Origin of the sequence: Streptomyces sp. NPDC008139 (assembly GCF_042957025.1) — a bacterium.
In the GTDB taxonomy this organism is placed as follows: Bacteria; Actinomycetota; Actinomycetes; order Streptomycetales; family Streptomycetaceae; genus Actinacidiphila.
The window spans coordinates 135,348-152,113 of the sequence record NZ_JBIBHM010000005.1; the positions used below are offsets into that span (position 1 = coordinate 135,348).

The following is a 16,766-nucleotide window of genomic DNA, read 5'->3' on the forward strand; positions in this document are numbered from 1 at the left end:
CCACGCGGTTCGAGGACACCGTCGACAGCGTCAGACTTATTGTGTCGGCCGCGGCGAAGGCCCCGGGCTACACCGTGGTCGTCACCAAGTCGCCCTTCCGGATCACCACACTGCGCGATCGCAAGGTGGTGTTGCAGACCGACGCGGGCTCGTCCGCGTCGTCGGGGTCCGGCCCCGCGGTCTTCCGCACGGCCCAGGGAGCGTGGGCGACCGCCACGTCCGTTACGAGCGCGCGCTGGAGCGACGGTGTGCTCGTACTGACGCTGGCGACCACGGTACCCGGCAGCACCGTGACCTACCGGATCACTCCGGCCGCTGACCGGTACCGGATGACCTGGTCGGTCCAGGGACAGGTGGCCGCGACCAAGGTGGCCAGCCATTATCTGGTCGAGTCGGCCGGTCACTGGTACGGGCAGGGCGAGGCGGTGACCGCGAGCGGTGCGCCGTACATCGACCAGCCGTGGCCGTTGGACTCCGGCAAGGTCCGGGACAAGGCGATGGCGCCCGCGGAGTATCTGATCACCGAGCCGTTCTGGTTCACCCAGCGGGGCACCGGCTTGTGGGTCAACACCGAAGACGTCATGGATGTGTCCATCAACGACGCGCAGCAGGGTGTCTTCGGCTACACCCTCACCCAGAGTTCCACGATGGACGCCACCGTCTTCGTGGAACGCAACGCCAGAGACGTCTATGAGAACTACATCGGCATCACCGGCACGCCCGCCAAGAGCGACGCGTCGAGCGCGCAGTACGCCAAGCCGTTGTGGAACTCGTGGGCGCAGTTCTACTCCGCCGTCTCACAGGACTCGCTGCTGGGCTGGGCCAGGAGTCTGCACGACGCGGGAGTGCCGGGGCACACGGTCCAGATGGACGACGGCTGGATGAGCCATTACGGCGACTTCACCTTCAACGGCAAATTCCCGGCGCCGAAGGCGATGTCCGACGAGATCCACGCGATGGGATACGACTTCGGGATCTGGGTCACGCTGTGGATCAACACCGACGCCGACAACTTCTCCTATGCCGCCGACCACGGCTACCTCCTGAAATCGAGGACCGACCCGGCCGAACCGGGCCTGGTCAAGTGGTGGAACGGCACCGCCGGCATCGTCGACATCGCCAATCCCGAGGCCCGCGCCTGGTATGTCGGGAACCTTCAGAGCCTGCGGCAGGACTACGGCGTCGACGGGTTCAAATTCGACACCCGCTTCTACGACGAGACCTGTGCGCCGTATCCCGGTCACACCGCGCTCGACTACCTCAAGCTCGGCGCGGAACTGTGCGACCAGTTCGACCTGCAAGGCGCCGGCGTACGGATCCACTGGACCGGCTCGCAGCGGTACGGCTTCGTCACCCGGCAGATCGACAAGGGAACAAGCTGGGTCTCGCTGCGCGCGGCGGTGGCGCAGAACCTCTCGATCAGTACCGTCGGCTACCCCTTCGTCGAGACGGACATGATCGGCGGTTCGCTCAGCAAGGCCCCGCCTGCCAAGCAGGTGCTCGTGCGGTGGGCGCAGGCGGCGTCGCTGATGCCGCTGATGTACTCCTCCACCTCGCCGCTCGGAGTGTCCAACGCCTACGGCAGCCAGAAGTACGATCAGGAGACGGTCGACCTCTACGTCGCCGCGGTCCAGGCTCACGAACGCCTCGCGCCGTACATCGAGTCGCAGGCCGAGCGGGCGGTGCGCACCGGGGAACCGATCATGAAGCCGCTGTTCTTCAACTACCCGCAGGATGAGGCGGCCTACACGATCGCCGATCAGTGGCTGCTCGGCGACTCGCTGATGGCCGCGCCTGTCCTCACCGATCAGACGCGGCGCGACATCCATGTCCCGCCGGGCCAGTGGTACGACGTCCTGCACCGGAGGACGATCCACGGACCCGCCGAGCTGACGGGCTACGCCGCCGACCTGAGCCGGACCCCGGTGTTCGTCCTGCTGGGCACGCACGACACCGACGCCCTGATGCATGCCGTCTCCCGATGACGCGTCTCCTCGCGGGGGGGGGCTCACTCCCCCCGTGAGGCCGCTCGGGGCGGGGCGTCTCGACGCCAGAAGGTCGGCAGCCACCAGCACAGCACTGTGCGGTCCTGAGGCCAGGGAGCCCGCTCCGCCGCGTCCCAGTCCTCGAAGAAGTCGCGGGACGGATCGATGGGGCGCCACGCCGGGTCGAGTGGCTCGTCTGCGGCGGGCGGCCGTACGTACTGTCGAGCACGGCGGTCACAGGCCCCGAACTCCCGGTAGTTCCGCTGGGCTTCGACGAGCGGGACGCGGTTGGCTCCGCCGGCCGTTCCGGGCCACCGGAGCTGGATGTCGTCGTCTTCCCAGAAACAGACGGGGCAGATCTCGTAGGAGCCGGGCATGTCGTCAAGGACGAGATGCCCGCAGCACGGGCACGGGAAGGGTCCGCTCATCCGCGCAGTGTGGATGAGGGCCGCGCCGTTTCACCACTGGGTTTTCGAATGCAGTTGGCCGTCGGCGTGCGTGAGCGGGTGACCCGGTGCCGCGCCACGGCAATGAGGCCGGCCCGGAGTCGCGGGTGGGGACTTGGGCGACTCCGGGATGGCTCGTGGTGGGGGAAGGCGGGAGGGGGTCAGCCCTTGGCGCCCTTGGGGACTGCCTTCAGGGTGGAGAGGTCGCTGCGCAGGACGTCCTTGCAGTAGGAGACGTTGCCGGTGTTGTCGACGTACTTCGCCGAGACCCAGTTCGAGTTGTCGCGCAGCAGGTACCAGATGTCGTTGCCCGCGATGTTCTGGGCGCGGACCTTGCAGCGCAGGCCGACCTGCTGGTGGTAGCGCAGCGAGCCCTTGACGGCTGAGTCCGTGCTCGGGAACTGGCGCTGGACCACGCCGTCACCGGCGACGACCGTGCCGTACGGACGGGCCGGGGTGACGGTCGGGGCGGCGGCCTGGGCGGCCGTCGCGCCGAGCAGCGTGGTGCCGAGTACGACGGCGGTGGTCAGCGCGCTGGCGCCGGTGATGATGCGGCCTCGGAGGGAAGGAAGAGCAGCGAATGTCGCCAAGGGACTTCTCCTGTTCCTGATGTGCAATGACACGCATGGGCACCGCTGAAAATACGCCGGACAATCTCCAACAACTAGGAAAAATGGCCACGTTGGGCCGAACGTGTGCAGTCCTCACCCGTCTGCGCGTGCCGCCGCCACCCGGACGGCGGCCTGTGCGCACAGCGGGCCCGCCGGACAGGCCCTAGAAGTTCTAGAGGTTGTAGCCGCCCGAGACCTCGATGGTCTGGGCGGTGACCCAGTGGGACTCGGGGGAGGTGAGGGTGGCGATCATGGGGCCGATGTCGGCGGGTTCGCCGAGGCGGCCGAGGGCGGTCTTCGCGGCGAGGGCCGGGATGACCTCGGGGAACTGGGTGAAGGCGTCGTTGGCGATGCGGGTGCGGGTGGAGCCGGGGGAGACGGCGTTGACCCGGATGCCGCGCGGGCTGAATTCCTTGGCCATGTAGCGGGTCAGGACGTCGAGGCCGCCCTTCATCGAGGCGTAGACCGAGTAGCCGGGTTCGAGGCCGGCGGACGCGGTCGAGTTGCTGCTCGTGTTGACGATGGCGCCGCCGTCGGCCATCAGGGGGAGCAGCTTCTGTGTCAGGAAGTACGGACCCTTGAGCAGGACGCGCATGAGCCGGTCGAAGGTCTCCTCGGTGGTGTTCTCGATCAGCGAGGTGAGGGAGAGACCGGCGTTGTTGACCAGGTAGTCGAAGGTGTCGCGCTGCCAGGTGTCGTGCAGTACGGCGGCCACGGTGTCGCGGAAGGCGGTGAAGGTGCCGGCCTCGCCGACGTCCAGGGGCAGGGCGACGGCTGTGCCGCCCGCCTTCTCGATCGCGGCGACGGTCTCCCGGCCGCCGGCCGGGTTGTTGGCGTAGGTCAGGATGACGCCGGTTCCGCGTTTGGCGATCTCGATCGCGGCGCTCTGTCCGATGCCGGAGCTGGCGCCGGTGACGATGGCGACGTTCATGGTGGTCCTCCAGAAGGGGGTGGGTCTACGCGGCCGGGTGGGCTTACGTGACCGGGTGGGTCTACGCGGCCGGGTGGGCCTACGCGGTTACGTGACCGGGTGGAGTTACGCGGCCGGGTGGGCCTACGCGGTTACGTGACCGGGTGGGTTTACGCGGCCGGGTGGGCTTACGTGACCGGGTGGAGTTACGCGGCCGGGTGGGTTTACGCGGCCGGGTGGCCTTACGCGATCAAGGGGGCTTACGTGACTGGTTGGGCTTACGTGACCAGGCCGGATTACGTGACCGGGCGGGGTTATCCGGCCGGGCGGGCCTATGCGGACAGGGTGCGGGCGAGCCAGTCGGTGCGGGTCCTGCGAGCGGTGGCCGCGATACGGGCCTGCGGGTACAGCGCGTCGAAGCCGTGGAAGCCGCCCGCCCAGACGTGGAGCTCGGCCTGGCCGCCGGCCGCCCAGATCCGGGTGGCGTAATCGGTGTCCTCGTCGCGGAAGACCTCGGCGGAACCGGTGTCGATGTAGGCGGTCGGCAGATTCGACAGGTCGTCGGCCAGGGCAGGCGATACGTACGCGGGTACGTCGTCGCCGACGAGGCCGCCCAGCAGGCAGCTCCAGCCGAACTCGTTCATCTCGCGGGTCCATACGCCGGGTTCGTTCGCGTACTGGCGGCTGGAGGCGGTGGTGTTGCGGTGGTCGAGCATGGGGCCGATCAGCACCTGGGCGGCGATGGCCGGGGCCTGCCGGTCGCGGGCCGCCAGCGCCACCCCGGCGGCGAGGCCGCCGCCCGCGCTGGCACCCGCGACGACGATACGGGCGGGGTCGATGCCCAGTTCGGCCGCGTGCTCGGCGACCCAGAGCAGCCCCTGGTAGCAGTCCTCGACGGGGATCGTGCCGCCGGACTCCGGCGCGAGCCGGTACTCGACGGTGACCACGACGGCGCCGCACTCGTCGAGCCACTCCAGCGGAATGTCTATCTGGGAGAAGCGGTCGCCCATGACCATCCCGCCGCCGTGCATCCAGTAGACGCAGGGCGCCGCGGTGGCACGGCCGCCGGTGGCCGCGGGGCTGAACACCGACAGCGCGATCGGCTCGCCGTCCCGGCTCGGGACGGTCACCTCGCGGCGGTCGATCGCGCGCCCTTCCAGGAGCGGTTCGACGGGCGCCGAGGAGAAGGGGCGGACCTGCGCGAGCACCTCCGGGCTGAGCCCGGACATCAGCGGCAAGTCGGCGAGCAGGTCGTGCAGTTCGGGGTCGAGGCCGGGGCGGGGCGTAGTCATGGGCGGTGCCTTTCTCAAGAGGTGGAGCCGGGGGTGGTGGCGGACTGGCGCATCAGAAAACGGGAGCCGACCGGTGAGCCGGAAAGCCGGGGCCGACCGATGAGCCAGAGCGCGGGAGCCGGCGGGTGAGCCGGAGCGCGGGAGCCGGCGGATAGGAAGTCAGAGCAGGCGGATCAGAAAGCGGCCTTGCCCCGCACCGGCACGTAATCCGTGTAGTCGGACTCCTTGGCCAGCAGCGGGCCGATCCGCGCCACGATGGCCTGCGCCGCCTCGCCGGCGAAGACGCGGTGGTGGTCCTCCTCGCTGGTCCAGCCCTCGGTGACGTGGACGACGTCCGGGTCGGAGGCGGAGCGGGAGACGAGGTAGACGACGCAGTGCTCGCTCGCGCCGGGGCTGCCCTCGTCCAGGCCGGTCAGCAGCAGCTCGACGAGCTGGTCGCTCATTCCGGCCTTGGCGGTCAGCGTGGCGTTGAAGCCATAGTTCGCGATCATGGAATCCTTCTTCTCTCCGTTGGAGTGCGGTGATTCCATTGAACCGCTCTGACCTGCGGAAACGTTAGAACGTTCCTCGTTCGTACTTGCACGATCCTCGCGGTCACGGGAGCCAGGGCGCGGTGGGGTGGTGCAATGGACGTATGACCCGTGAAGAACACCTGGACGAGCTGCGCGCCCTGCTGGCACGGCACGCGCCGCGCTCCGGCTGGACCACCGCCATCGACGGCGTCCTCATCTCGAAGGTCGACCGCCCCGACCCGCCCGCCCCCTCGATGTCCGGCACGGTCCTGGCGGTCATCGCCCAGGGCGCCAAACGCCTGGCCCTGGGGGAGCGGGTCTTCGAGTACGGGGCCGGGCAGTATCTGATCGCGTCCGTGGATCTGCCGGTCACCGGACAGTTCCTCCAAGTCGACGCCGAGGAACCGGCGTTGGGGTTCGGCCTGGTCCTCGAACCGTCCGCCGTCGCCGAACTGCTGCTCCAGGCCGGGCCCGGCAACTCCCCCCGCACCGGGGGCGGTACGCCGTCGGGCATCGTCGTCAGCGACTCGCCGCCAGCACTGCTCGACGCGGTCGTCCGGCTGCTGCGCCTGCTCGACGAGCCGCACGACCGGGCCGTCCTCGCGCCCCTCGTCAAGCGCGAGATCCTGTGGCGGCTGATCACCGGCGAACAGGGCGCGGCGGTGCGGCAGTTCGGCCTGGCCGACAGCAGCCTCAGCCATGTCTCGCGCGCCGTGCGCTGGATCCGCGAGCACTACGCGCAGCCCTTCCGCGTCGAGGACGTGGCGCGGCAGTCCGGCATGAGCGTGTCCGCCTTCTACCGCAACTTCCAGGCGGTGACCGCGATGAGCCCGATCCAGTTCCAGAAGCAGATCCGGCTCCAGGAGGCCCGGCTGCTGCTCACCACCCACCCGGGCGACGTCACCGGGGTCGGGCAGCGCGTCGGCTACGACAACCCCTCGCAGTTCAGCCGCGAGTACCGTCGCCAGTTCGGCGCGCCCCCCAGCCGGGACGCCGCCCGCCTGCGCCAGACCGTCCGTACCGTCCGCACCCCGGCGGGCGTCCTCCCCTGAGCGGGGAGACCTCCGGGCCGGGGAGCGGCGGGGCGGACCCGGGTGAGGGCGCTCATCCCCACGACGGGAGCCAGGGCGCCTGTGGGACCCAGGGCAGCGTGAAGGCGGCGAAATCCGCTGATCATGCGTCAGATGGCGTTCGCCGTGCGGGAAGGCGGCGCGGCCGGTATGCGGGCGCAGGGCCTCGACGACCTGCGCGTGATCCGCGCGGTCACCGACGTCCCCCTCATCGGCCTCTGGAAGGACGGCACACGAGGAGGACGTCGCGACGGCGCCGTCCGAACTCCCGGAGGGCGCCGTCACCGCGTCGGCCGAGCCGGGGCCCGGCCGGGCGGGGGTCAGTTCGTGGCGCGGGTGGGCAGGTAGCCGAAGTACGGCGACAGGTTCATAACGGACGCTATGCGCGGAATCGACCGCCGACTCTCCTGAGCCCGCCAATCGAGCGCACCGCTTCGCTCGAGCGACTAATTCGTACGCCGAAGCAGCTGATCGAACACTGGCTCCGCCGTGCCGACGCCCCGGCGTCAGCCCCCCTTCCGCCGCGCCGCCACTGACCCCCGGAACCCCGGCTCGTGTTGGTCCGAGCCGGGGTCCCCCCGGAGGTCTCGCGCGCCGAAGGTCAGACGCGGTCGGCGACGATCATCAGGTACTGGAAGCTGCCGTTCTTGTACGCGGTCAGGAAGGCGTCCTCGACTCCGGTGACCAAGTGGTCGGCGGACTTGCGCAGTTCCCAGTACGGGATGGTCGCGGCCGTCAGGTCCTCGACGTGGGTGGGCACCAGCCGGTGCTTGGCCATCGCCTGGAAGTACGCCGAGCGCGGGTGGATGTCGCAGATGTAGTGGGCGTTGATCAGGGACACCTCGCGGGACGCGCGCCCGTACGTGTCGTTGTAGCAGCCGGTGATGACGACGTAGCGACCGCCGCGGCGCAGCAGCCGGGAGTGCTCGGCGAAGAGCAGATCCAACTCCACGTACATCGTCGACTCGTTGTTCCACGACGCGGCGTAACCGCCGGTCTGGAAACCGGTGTCGAGCATGTTGCGGTGGTGGTAGCGGACCTTGCCGTCGATACCGCGCGCCCGCGCCTGCTCATTGGCGAAGTCGGCCTGCTTGGTGGAGAGCGTGACGCCGTCGGCGTGGCACTGGTAGCGCATGTTCGCGGTGACGCTGCCGCCGCCGCGCCCGCAGCCGGCGTCGAAGACCCGGTCCTCGGGGCTCAGCGGGCCCAGGTGCTTGGCGAGGAGTTCGGCCTGGGCGTGTTCGAGCCGGTGCAGTTCCGCGGTGATCACGTCCCGGCGCCTGACGGGGTCCATCTCGTCGAGCACGGACCAGTCCACGTCGCCGACACCGTAGTGGTGGTGGTACAGGTCGTCGATCCTGCCGAGTTCGAGGTTGACCGGATTCTGTTCGGCGTTCCAGTAGTCCGCGACGCGGGTCTGGTACGTGGACTGGGCCGGAACCGGTGCCTTGGCGACGCCGGGGTGCGAAATGGTCAACGCTGACTCCTCTTGGTACTGGGGTCGGTCATCGTGCCGTGGAGCGGATGAAGCAGCCTGCGCCTACCAGTAGTTGGGCAGGCGGTATCGGTGGGTGTTGGTCGCGTGCCATTCGTGGTTGCCGGCCACCCAGTCCGACAGCCCGCGTGCGTACCGCGCGACCAGCGGTGACGTCGCCGACGCGGCGGCGGCCTCCTCCTCGAAGGAGCCCATGATCCGGTTGTGGATCTCGACGCTCTCCAGATAGGCCGCCTTGAGGCCGCATCCCTCGTTGGCGGCCACGACCTGCGGCAGATTGAGGTGCGTCGGGTCGCCCTCCAGCTCCTTGGTGAAGGAGTAGAGGTCGTTGACGATGGTCGTCGCGTTGCAGGCCAGCGCCGTGATCCGCTGGATCTCCGGCCGCGCGTAGACGGCCTCGGGCAGCTCGTATCCGTCGACCGCGTCGATGATCGACAGGCAGGGGCGGAAGTTGTTGAACTGCCGCATCACCAGGTATTCCCACACCTGCGGGACGAAACGCTTCTCCGCCCAGGCCGCTTCGGCGAGATAGCCCAGGTGCAGCCGGGCGATGTCGTGCAGGAAGCGGGTGGTCTGGCTCGGGGTGGCGAACTGCGCGTAGTCCTTCATGGCCCAGTGGTACGAGCGCAGCGGCCCGTCCGCCTGCATGCCGAGCCGCCACTGTGCCTCGGACTCGGGCGTGCCGTGGTGCGGGTCGATCGCCGACTGGGCCATGAGCAGCGGCCCGCCGAGGCCCTGGTGGGAACCGCCTCTTCCTTCCTCCTCCTCGCAGTAGCAGGAGTCCACCAGGTTCTCGGCGAGCAGCAACTCGCCCGCTACGGTGAGCCGTTCGAGGTCGGCGGCGCCCGGATGCTGGAGCACCACGGCCCGGCCGAACTGGAATCCCGCGAAGTCCCCGTTCCACGCGGGCGGGAACAGGTCGAGGCCGCGCGCCCACTCTTCGAGCCGCCGATCCACCTCGTCGACCTTCGCCTGGTCCACGGGCGGCGCGGGCTGGTACCTGAGACCGGGAACGGCCCCGGTGCGCCGGGCCTTGAGCGTCCGGGTGAGATTCTGCGGACCGGGCAGTTGCCGGGGGACGGTGGGGGTGACGGCGGCCACCGTGGTGGCCGCCGCCTGCGATACGTCCGTGTCCGGGGGTGCGCCCGTCGCGTGGTCCACGCTCGGCCCGGTCACTCGACGGTCCTGCCGAGCTGGACGTTCTCCAGGATGCCGACCGCGTCGGGGACGAGGATCGCCATCGAGTAGTAGGCGGTGACCAGATAGCTGATGACCGCGGTCGTGCTCACCCCCATGTGGCGCATGTTCAGGCCCGGTTGAAGCTGATCCGGCAGCGCGGTCGGGAGCAGGCCGACCACGCCCTGGTCGTCCTCACCGGTACGCAGCGCGATGATGCTGCTGGTGTGGTGCGCGGTGACCGGGATCTTGCCGCAGGGCAGCAGCGGCACACCGCGCCAGGCGGGCACCGCGTGCCCGTTGACGTCGGCGAGGCCCGGCATCAGACCGCGCTTGCTCACCTGCCGGAAGAAGGCGGTGATCGCCTTCGGGTGGGCGATGAGGAAGCGGGTGCCCCGCCGCATGGACAGCAGCTCGTCCAGGTCGTCCGGTGTCGGCGGGCCGCTGAAGGTGCTGATCCGCTGGTCGTACTCGGTGTTGTGCAGCAGCCCGAAGTCGCGGTTGTTGACCAGCTCCCACTCCTGGCGCTCGCGGATCTCCTCGATGGTCAGCTTGAGCTGCTGCTGGGTCTGGTCCATCGGGTCGTTGTAGAGGTCCCCGACCCTGCTGTGCACGCGCAGCGTGGTCTGGGTCAGCGACAACTCGTACTCGCGCGGGGCCAGTTCGTACTCCACGTAGCCGCTGGGGATCGACCGCTCGCCGCGGTGCCCCGCCTGCATCGGGACGTCCGCCTCGCCGCGCCGGTTCGTCGGCCGCCGCTGCCGCTCGGCGTACGCGGCCAGGTGCGCGGCGAAGGAGGGTACGCGGTCGGCGACTTCGGCGACGACGGTCCAGGGGACGGTGAGCAGGACGGCCGCGGTGTCGGCCCGCGCCGATGACGTCCACCGCGGCTCGTCCTGGCCGATGGCCTCGTCCCCCAACTGGCCGCCGTCGGTGACGACTCCGGTGACCGCCTCCTCCCCGTACGTGCCCTCGGTGTACCGGGTCAGCCGTCCGTGGACGACGAGGTAGGTGTCGGTGATCGGCTGCCCCGCGGTGAACAGCGCTTCTCCTGCGCGCACTTGGCGGACCTCGTAGCGGCCGGCCAGCTCCCGCAGCACGTCGGTGTCCTGGTAGCCGCGCAGCGCCGGGAGTTCGGTCAGCGTCTCCGGGATCACCCGGACGTTGTCGGCGCCGTTCTGCTCGAAGCTCACCCTGCCCTGGCCGACGTGGAGTTGGAGCCTGCGGTTGACGCGGTAGGTGCCGCTCGGGACGTCCACCCAGGGCAGCATCCTGAGCAGCCAGCGCGAGCTGATCCCGCGCATCTGCGGTTCCGACTTGGTGGTGGTGGCGAGTTGCCGCGCCCCCGGGGTGCTGAGGCTGGTGAGCCGCGCGCCGTCGCCGGGTGCGGCGGGCGGCGGCTCGTCGGTCGTGGGGCGGATGGTGCTTTCCGAAGCGGGCACTTTGCCTCCGGGACGGGGAACAGAGCTGTGCGCACAGGCCAGTCGCGGACCGGACGGCCCGCGGGACCGAACGGCCCCGGGACCGGACGGCCCACCGCACGGGAACCAGCGAAACAGCCCGGGGCGCCGTCCCGGTACGGCGCGCGGGGGGCGACTTCGCGCCGCGAGTGGTGCAAACCTGCCGGCCGAGGCGGCAAGGGGCGCGCGCCCCCGCGATCACCTCAGCCCGCCGCCACACCCCCGCCGCCAGCCGTTTTCCCCACCCTTCACGGGTTCGGGTGATCCCCCCCGCCACAAGGTTTCACCCCGGCGCGCCCCCTGCCCGTGCGCCGTTCGCGGGACGCGGGAAAGGCCCCCGAGGGGCACGTCTCAGACGGTGTGGACCGTGACCCCGGCCGCCGCGAGGGCTTCGGTCTCCTCGGCGGGGGCCGCGCCGTCCGTGACGACGGCGTCGAGGGCGGTCGGCGCGGCGACGAACGCCAGCGCCGTACGGGAGAACTTGGCCGCGTCGGCGACGGCGATGACCCGGCGGGCGGCGGAGATCGCGGCGCGCTTGACGGCGGCGTCGGCGAGGTCGTAGGCGGTGAGGCCGTCGGCCGCGGTGAGGCCGCAGCAGCCGATGACGGCGGTGTCGAAGCGCAGGGAGGCGAGCGACGCCTCGGTGAGCGGTCCGGTGAGGGCGAGTTCGCCGGGGCGGGGCTCGCCTCCCGGCAGCAGCAGCTTGACGCGGGCGGCGCCGGTGAGGGCGTTGGCCGCGTGGAGGGACAGCGGCATGACCGTCAGGCGCCGGTGTTCCAGGGCGCGCGCGACCTCAAGACATGTGGTGCCGCTGTCGAGCACGACGGACTCGCCGTCGGTGAGCATCTGCGCGACGGCGGCGGCGATCCGCCGCTTCGCGTCGCTCCCGTCCTGCGCGCGCAGCGCGAACGGCGGCTCCTCGCCGCGCAGCAGCAGACTCCGGGCGCCGCCCCGGTAGCGCTCGATGACGCCCTGCTCGGCCAGCGCCTCCAGGTCGCGGCGGATCGTCATCTCGGAGGTATCGGTGAGTTCCGCCAGGTCCGCGACGCTCATCCGGCCCGCCTCGCGCACGGCCTCCGCGATCCTCCGCAGCCGTTCCGCCGCCCCGGCGTGCGCCGCGCCGCCCGTTCCCTCAGTACCGCCCGTCGTACTCGCCATGACGCAATCGAACACCCGAGATGTTCGGATTGCAACTTTACAAACAGAGAATCTGTTCGTTACGTTCGAACCATGGAGAGATCCCTGCGGGCCGGACGGCTGGCCACCTTCGCCTTCTTCGCTCTCAACGGCTTCGTCCTGGGCATGTGGATCGTGCACATTCCCGCCATCGAACACCGCGTGGGCATCAGCCACGCCGTGCTCGGCTGGCTCCTTCTGCTGCTCGGCGGGGGCGCCTTCATCGGCATGCAGCTCGCCGGGCCCCTCACCGACCGGATCGGCTCCCGCAAGGTCGTACCCGCGAGCGCCACGCTGTGCGCCGCCGCCGTCGTCCTGCCGGGCCTGGCCACCAACCCGTGGGCGCTGGCCGCCGCCCTGTTCGTCTTCGGCTTCGGCAACGGCTCCCTCGACGTCAGCATGAACACCCACGCCGTCCAGGTCGAGCACGGATACGCGCGGCCCATCATGTCCGCCTTCCACGCCGTCTTCTCGGTCGGCGGCGTCATCGCCTCGCTGCTCGGCGCACTCACCTTGAAGCTCGACTGGAGCCCGGCGGTCACCCTCGGCGCCGCGGCCCTGGTCGGCCTCGCCGTCATGGCCCTGGCCACCCCGGCGCTGCTCCCCAAGGAAGTGGCCGAGCGGGCGGACGCGAGCGCGGCCACGGATACGGCCACAACCCCGGATACGCCCAAGGCGGCGGCCAAGTCCGCCCGCAAGACCCCCTCCCGTATCTGGATCCTCGCCGCCCTCGCCCTGATGCTCATGCTCAGCGAAGGCGTCGCCAACGACTGGAGCGTGCTCCACCTGCGCGACGTCCTCGACGCCCCGCAGGCCACCGCCGCCCTCGCGTACGGCGCGTTCGCCACCGCGATGACCGTCGGCCGCTTCCTGACCGACTCGGTCGCCGCCCGCGTCGGCACGGTCGCGGTCCTGCGGTACGGCTCCGCCCTCGGCGCCGTCGGTCTCGCGACGGCCGCGCTGTCCAACAGCGTCCCGCTGGCCCTCGTGGGCTGGACGGTCTTCGGTATCGGCCTGTCCGGCTGCATCCCGCAGCTCTTCAGCGCCGCCGGCCACGCGGACAAGGACGCGGCGGGCGCCAACGTCTCCCGCGTGGCGGGCCTCGGCTACCTCGGCATGCTCGCGGGCCCGGCCGTCATCGGCCCGCTCACCCACTTCATGCCGCTGAACGCCACCTTCGCCCTGCCGGTCGCCTTCTGTGTCATCGCGAGCGTCGCGGCGGGCACCCTGAAGCCGGACGCGGAGGCGGACACGGCGGCCGAGGCGGACACGGCGGCCGAGAGAGACACGGCGGCCGAGGCGGACACAATGGCGGAGGCGGACGCGATGGCCGAGACGGACGCCGCCAGTGCGCCGCACGGGGCCTGAGTGTCAGGCGGGGCTGACGAGTTCCCTGAGTTCTGGACACGATCCGATCACAATGAGCTGCCCCGCAAAGCAACATCAAATTGGGCATAAGGGACCGATTTAAGCCGTCTTGTTTGCGCTGCGTGTGACCTCGGGTAGGCGGCGACGCGGAGTCGGAAGGTTCGGCTCCGCTCTGTCCCCTGCCCCGAAAGGCCACCGTGACACAGCTCGTCGTCGAGCACGTAAGCAAGATCTTCGGCAGAAGGCCGAAGGAAGGAGTACGTCGGCTTCAGGAAGGCGCCGACCGCGAGAAACTGAGGGAGGAAGGGACGACCGCCGCGGTCGTCGATGCCTCCTTCACCGTGGAACCCGGCGAGATATTCGTCGTGATGGGCCTGTCGGGATCGGGCAAGTCCACCCTGCTGCGCATGCTGAACGGTCTGCTGGAGCCCACCTCGGGCAGGGTGCTGTTCGACGGGCGGGACCTCACGGCCCTGTCCGCGAAGGCCCTGCGCGACCTGCGCTCCCGCAGGATCAGCATGGTCTTCCAGCACTTCGCGCTCTTCCCGCACCGCAGCGTGCTGGAGAACGCCGCCTACGGCCTCGAAGTCCAGGGCCGCCCGCGCGAGGAGCGCGAGGCCAAGGCCGCCGAGGCGCTGGCGATGACCGGCCTCAGCGGCTGGGAGAAGTCCTGGCCCGACGAGCTGTCCGGCGGTATGCAGCAGCGCGTCGGCCTGGCCCGCGCGCTGGCCACCGACGCCGAACTGCTGCTGATGGACGAGTCGTTCTCCGCGCTGGACCCGCTGATCCGCCGCGACATGCAGGACCAGCTCCTCGAACTCCAGCAGCGGCTGCGCAAGACCATCGTCTTCATCACCCACGACCTGAACGAGGCCATGCGGCTCGGCGACCGTATCGCCGTCATGCGCGACGGCCGGATCGTCCAGATCGGCACCGCGCAGGACATCCTCACCGAACCGGCCGACGACTACGTGGCCAGCTTCGTGCAGGACGTCGACCGCTCCCGTGTGCTCACCGCCGCCTCGATCATGGAGGAGCCGCGTGTGATGGTCAGTCCGGACGACGGGCCGCGCGCCGCGATGAGCGTCCTGCGCGACGACCACGCGACCGCCGCCTTCGTCGTCGAGGGCGGGGCCGAGGGCGGTCGCAAGCTGGTCGGCACGGTCACCGAGGCCAGCTGCACGCAGGCTGACAACGATGGCACCGTGCGCGACCTCATGGACACCGACTGCGTGACGACCCAGGCCGACACCCCGCTGTCCGGCCTGCTCACACCCGCCTCGCGGACGAAGCTGCCGCTGGCCGTCGTGGACGACGACGGGCGGCTCACCGGAGTGATCCCGCGCGTCGCGCTGCTCGCGGCGCTCGGCGACCACGAGGACGAGACCGCGCCCGAATCCGGGACCGTCGAATCCGGGACCGTCGAAGGGAAGGAGGCCGCCCGTGCCTAGGATCCACCTCGGTAACTGGGCGGAGGACGCCGTCAATTGGCTGACGGACCACCTCTCCTGGCTCTTCGACGCGATCAGCAGCGTCGTCAACCACATGTACGACGGCGTGGAATGGGTGCTCGGCGGCCCGCCGCCGCTGCTCATGGCGGCCATCCTCGCGGTGATCGCGCTGTGGATGCGCGGCCTCCCGGCGGGCGTACTCGCCTTCCTCGGCTTCGCGTTGATCGACTCCATCGCGCAGTGGGACGAGGCGATGCAGTCGCTGTCCCTGGTCGTCGTCTCCGGTGTCGTGGCCCTGCTGCTCGCGGTGCCGCTGGGCATCTGGGCGGCGCGCAGCCGGACCGCGAGCATGGTCGTACGGCCGGTGCTCGACGTCATGCAGACGCTGCCCGCCTTCGTGTACCTGATCCCGGCGATCATCTTCTTCAGCCTCGGTACGGTCCCGGCCGTCATCGCCTGCATCGTCTTCGCGATGCCGGTCGGCGTCCGGATGACCGAGCTGGGCATCCGGCAGGTCGACGAGGAACTGGTCGAGGCCGCCGACGCGTTCGGTACGTCGCCGGGCCGCACGCTGATGCGCGTGCAGTTGCCGCTGGCGCTGCCGACCATCATGGCGGGCGTCAACCAGGTCATCATGCTGACGCTGTCGATGGTCGTCATCGGCGGCATGGTCGGCGCCGAAGGACTCGGCTCGACCGTCTTCGGCGCGATCAGCCAGGTCAACATCGGCCTCGGCTTCGAGGGCGGCATCGCGGTGGTCATCCTGGCCATCTACCTCGACCGGATCACCGGCGCGCTCGGCGACCAGGTCTCGCCGCTGGGCCGCCGCGCCCTGGCGCTGGCCCGCGCGAAGCTCCCGACGCGCGGCCTGAGCGTGCTGCGCTACCGCCCGCGCCCCGCCGTCGGCCTGTCCGCCGTCGTCGCCCTCGCCCTGATCGCCTGCGGCACCGGCATCTTCGGCGGCGACTCCGACGACGGCCCCACGACGGCCGGTTCGGCGAACGTCGGCAAGGGCCGGACGGTCAAGATCGGCTCCTTCAACTGGGACGAGTCCATCGCGTCGGCCAACCTGTGGAAGGAAGTCCTGGACTCGCGCGGCTACAAGGCCCAGGTCAACACCTACGACCCCGGTGCCGCCTTCACCGGCCTGTCCACCGGCAACTTCGACTACCTCACCGACGCCTGGCTGCCCACCACGCACGCGTCCTACCTCCAGCAGTACGGCAAGGACTACGCCGACCTCGGCAAGTGGTACGACCAGACGTCCCTGGAGGTCTCCGTCCCGTCGTACGTCAAGGGCGTCTCGTCCATGGCCGATCTCAAGGGCCGGGGCAAGGAGTTCGGGGGCAAGATCATTGGCATCGAGCCGGGCGCGGGCGAGATGAAGCTGCTCAACTCCACGGTGCTCAAGGGCTACGGCCTCGACAGGGAGTACAAGGTCGTCAGCAGCTCCACCTCCGCCATGCTCGCCGAGTTGAAGCGGGACTACGCGCAGCACAGGCCGGTCGCGGTCGTCCTGTGGTCCCCGCACTGGGCCTACAGCACGTACGAGCTGACCAAGCTCGCCGACCCCAAGGGCCTGTGGGGCAAGGCCGACTCCATCCACAATCTGGCCAACAAGGGCCGGGCGGACAAGCTGCCGCAGGTCACCGCCTGGATGAAGGACTTCCACCTCACCGAGGAGCAGCTCAGCTCCCTGGAGGCCGACATCCAGTCCGCGGGCCAGGACAACACGGCGGCGGGCGTCAAGAAGTGGCTCGCGAAGAATCCGGGGATCGCCGACAAGATGGCGCCGGTGACCGCCACCGGCTGAC

Annotated in this window: 15 protein-coding genes; 6 read left to right on the plus strand and 9 right to left on the minus strand. The window is 70.1% G+C overall.

Translation table 11 applies throughout. The annotated features are described in order from the left end of the window. Window positions 1-41 precede the first annotated feature (41 nt). A complete protein-coding gene (locus ACFZBB_RS11890) occupies window positions 42-1,985 on the plus strand; it encodes a TIM-barrel domain-containing protein (protein ID WP_391120355.1) in 1,944 nt (647 codons plus the stop codon). Window positions 1,986-2,008: 23 nt separating this feature from the next. On the opposite strand, the gene ACFZBB_RS11895 is transcribed toward ACFZBB_RS11890, so the two are convergent. The 5 genes from ACFZBB_RS11895 to ACFZBB_RS11915 form a co-directional block, all read right to left on the minus strand. Next, window positions 2,009-2,413, minus strand: coding sequence for a CPCC family cysteine-rich protein (locus tag ACFZBB_RS11895; protein WP_391120358.1), 405 nt, complete (start codon window positions 2,411-2,413; stop codon window positions 2,009-2,011). A 179-nt stretch (window positions 2,414-2,592) separates the two neighbouring features. Continuing rightward, window positions 2,593-3,021, minus strand: a complete 429-nt coding sequence (locus ACFZBB_RS11900; protein ID WP_391120360.1) for an SH3 domain-containing protein — start codon at window positions 3,019-3,021, stop codon at window positions 2,593-2,595. Window positions 3,022-3,214: 193 nt separating this feature from the next. Then, window positions 3,215-3,973: an SDR family oxidoreductase gene (locus ACFZBB_RS11905; RefSeq protein WP_391120362.1), complete on the minus strand. Its 759-nt coding sequence runs from the start codon at window positions 3,971-3,973 to the stop codon at window positions 3,215-3,217. A gap of 311 nt (window positions 3,974-4,284) precedes the next feature. After that, window positions 4,285-5,244: an alpha/beta hydrolase fold domain-containing protein gene (locus ACFZBB_RS11910; RefSeq protein ID WP_391120364.1), complete on the minus strand. Its 960-nt coding sequence runs from the start codon at window positions 5,242-5,244 to the stop codon at window positions 4,285-4,287. Window positions 5,245-5,417: 173 nt separating this feature from the next. Then, a complete protein-coding gene (locus ACFZBB_RS11915) occupies window positions 5,418-5,735 on the minus strand; it encodes an antibiotic biosynthesis monooxygenase (protein ID WP_391120366.1) in 318 nt (105 codons plus the stop codon). Between the two features lie 143 nt (window positions 5,736-5,878). On the opposite strand from ACFZBB_RS11915, the gene ACFZBB_RS11920 reads away from it, so the two are divergent. Together ACFZBB_RS11920 and ACFZBB_RS11925 are read left to right on the plus strand one after the other, a co-directional pair. Next, window positions 5,879-6,808, plus strand: coding sequence for an AraC family transcriptional regulator N-terminal domain-containing protein (locus ACFZBB_RS11920; RefSeq protein WP_391120368.1), 930 nt, complete (start codon window positions 5,879-5,881; stop codon window positions 6,806-6,808). Window positions 6,809-6,940: 132 nt separating this feature from the next. Next, on the plus strand, window positions 6,941-7,174 hold the full coding sequence (locus ACFZBB_RS11925) for a hypothetical protein (RefSeq protein ID WP_391120370.1): 234 nt from the start codon (window positions 6,941-6,943) through the stop codon (window positions 7,172-7,174). A gap of 253 nt (window positions 7,175-7,427) precedes the next feature. Here the strand turns inward: ACFZBB_RS11925 and ACFZBB_RS11930 are convergent, their stop codons facing one another. The 4 genes from ACFZBB_RS11930 to ACFZBB_RS11945 form a co-directional block, all read right to left on the minus strand. Then, on the minus strand, window positions 7,428-8,303 hold the full coding sequence (locus ACFZBB_RS11930; protein ID WP_391120372.1) for a geranyl diphosphate 2-C-methyltransferase: 876 nt from the start codon (window positions 8,301-8,303) through the stop codon (window positions 7,428-7,430). 63 nt (window positions 8,304-8,366) lie between these two features. Next, window positions 8,367-9,422 (minus strand): family 2 encapsulin nanocompartment cargo protein terpene cyclase, encoded by a 1,056-nt coding sequence (locus tag ACFZBB_RS11935; RefSeq protein WP_391121065.1) that lies wholly within the window; start codon window positions 9,420-9,422, stop codon window positions 8,367-8,369. Between the two features lie 71 nt (window positions 9,423-9,493). After that, entirely contained in the window at window positions 9,494-10,939 is a 1,446-nt protein-coding gene (locus ACFZBB_RS11940; RefSeq protein WP_391120374.1) for a family 2B encapsulin nanocompartment shell protein, read from the minus strand. A gap of 369 nt (window positions 10,940-11,308) precedes the next feature. Beyond that, window positions 11,309-12,115 (minus strand): DeoR family transcriptional regulator, encoded by an 807-nt coding sequence (locus ACFZBB_RS11945; RefSeq protein ID WP_391120376.1) that lies wholly within the window; start codon window positions 12,113-12,115, stop codon window positions 11,309-11,311. 72 nt (window positions 12,116-12,187) lie between these two features. Here ACFZBB_RS11945 and ACFZBB_RS11950 point away from each other — a divergent pair, with 72 nt between their 5' ends. The 3 genes from ACFZBB_RS11950 to ACFZBB_RS11960 all read left to right on the plus strand — a co-directional run bounded on the left by ACFZBB_RS11950 (window position 12,188) and on the right by ACFZBB_RS11960 (window position 16,765). Next, on the plus strand, window positions 12,188-13,501 hold the full coding sequence (locus ACFZBB_RS11950) for an MFS transporter (RefSeq protein ID WP_391120378.1): 1,314 nt from the start codon (window positions 12,188-12,190) through the stop codon (window positions 13,499-13,501). A gap of 197 nt (window positions 13,502-13,698) precedes the next feature. After that, window positions 13,699-14,952 (plus strand): betaine/proline/choline family ABC transporter ATP-binding protein, encoded by a 1,254-nt coding sequence (locus ACFZBB_RS11955; RefSeq protein WP_391120380.1) that lies wholly within the window; start codon window positions 13,699-13,701, stop codon window positions 14,950-14,952. Continuing rightward, window positions 14,945-16,765: a glycine betaine ABC transporter substrate-binding protein gene (locus ACFZBB_RS11960; RefSeq protein WP_391120382.1), complete on the plus strand. Its 1,821-nt coding sequence runs from the start codon at window positions 14,945-14,947 to the stop codon at window positions 16,763-16,765. Before ACFZBB_RS11955 ends, ACFZBB_RS11960 begins: the two co-directional genes overlap by 8 nt. Window position 16,766: the final 1 nt, after the last annotated feature.

Excerpts from the sequence above, each read along its gene's own strand:
- ACFZBB_RS11895 (WP_391120358.1), bottom strand. The coding sequence starts at position 2,413 with ATGAGCGGACCCTTCCCGTGCCCGTGCTGCGGGCATCTCGTCCTTGAC.
- ACFZBB_RS11905 (WP_391120362.1), bottom strand. The coding sequence starts at position 3,973 with ATGAACGTCGCCATCGTCACCGGCGCCAGCTCCGGCATCGGACAGAGC.
- ACFZBB_RS11910 (WP_391120364.1), bottom strand. The coding sequence starts at position 5,244 with ATGACTACGCCCCGCCCCGGCCTCGACCCCGAACTGCACGACCTGCTC.
- ACFZBB_RS11915 (WP_391120366.1), bottom strand. The coding sequence starts at position 5,735 with ATGATCGCGAACTATGGCTTCAACGCCACGCTGACCGCCAAGGCCGGA.
- ACFZBB_RS11920 (WP_391120368.1), top strand. The coding sequence starts at position 5,879 with ATGACCCGTGAAGAACACCTGGACGAGCTGCGCGCCCTGCTGGCACGG.
- ACFZBB_RS11925 (WP_391120370.1), top strand. The coding sequence starts at position 6,941 with ATGGCGTTCGCCGTGCGGGAAGGCGGCGCGGCCGGTATGCGGGCGCAG.
- ACFZBB_RS11945 (WP_391120376.1), bottom strand. The coding sequence starts at position 12,115 with ATGGCGAGTACGACGGGCGGTACTGAGGGAACGGGCGGCGCGGCGCAC.
- ACFZBB_RS11950 (WP_391120378.1), top strand. The coding sequence starts at position 12,188 with ATGGAGAGATCCCTGCGGGCCGGACGGCTGGCCACCTTCGCCTTCTTC.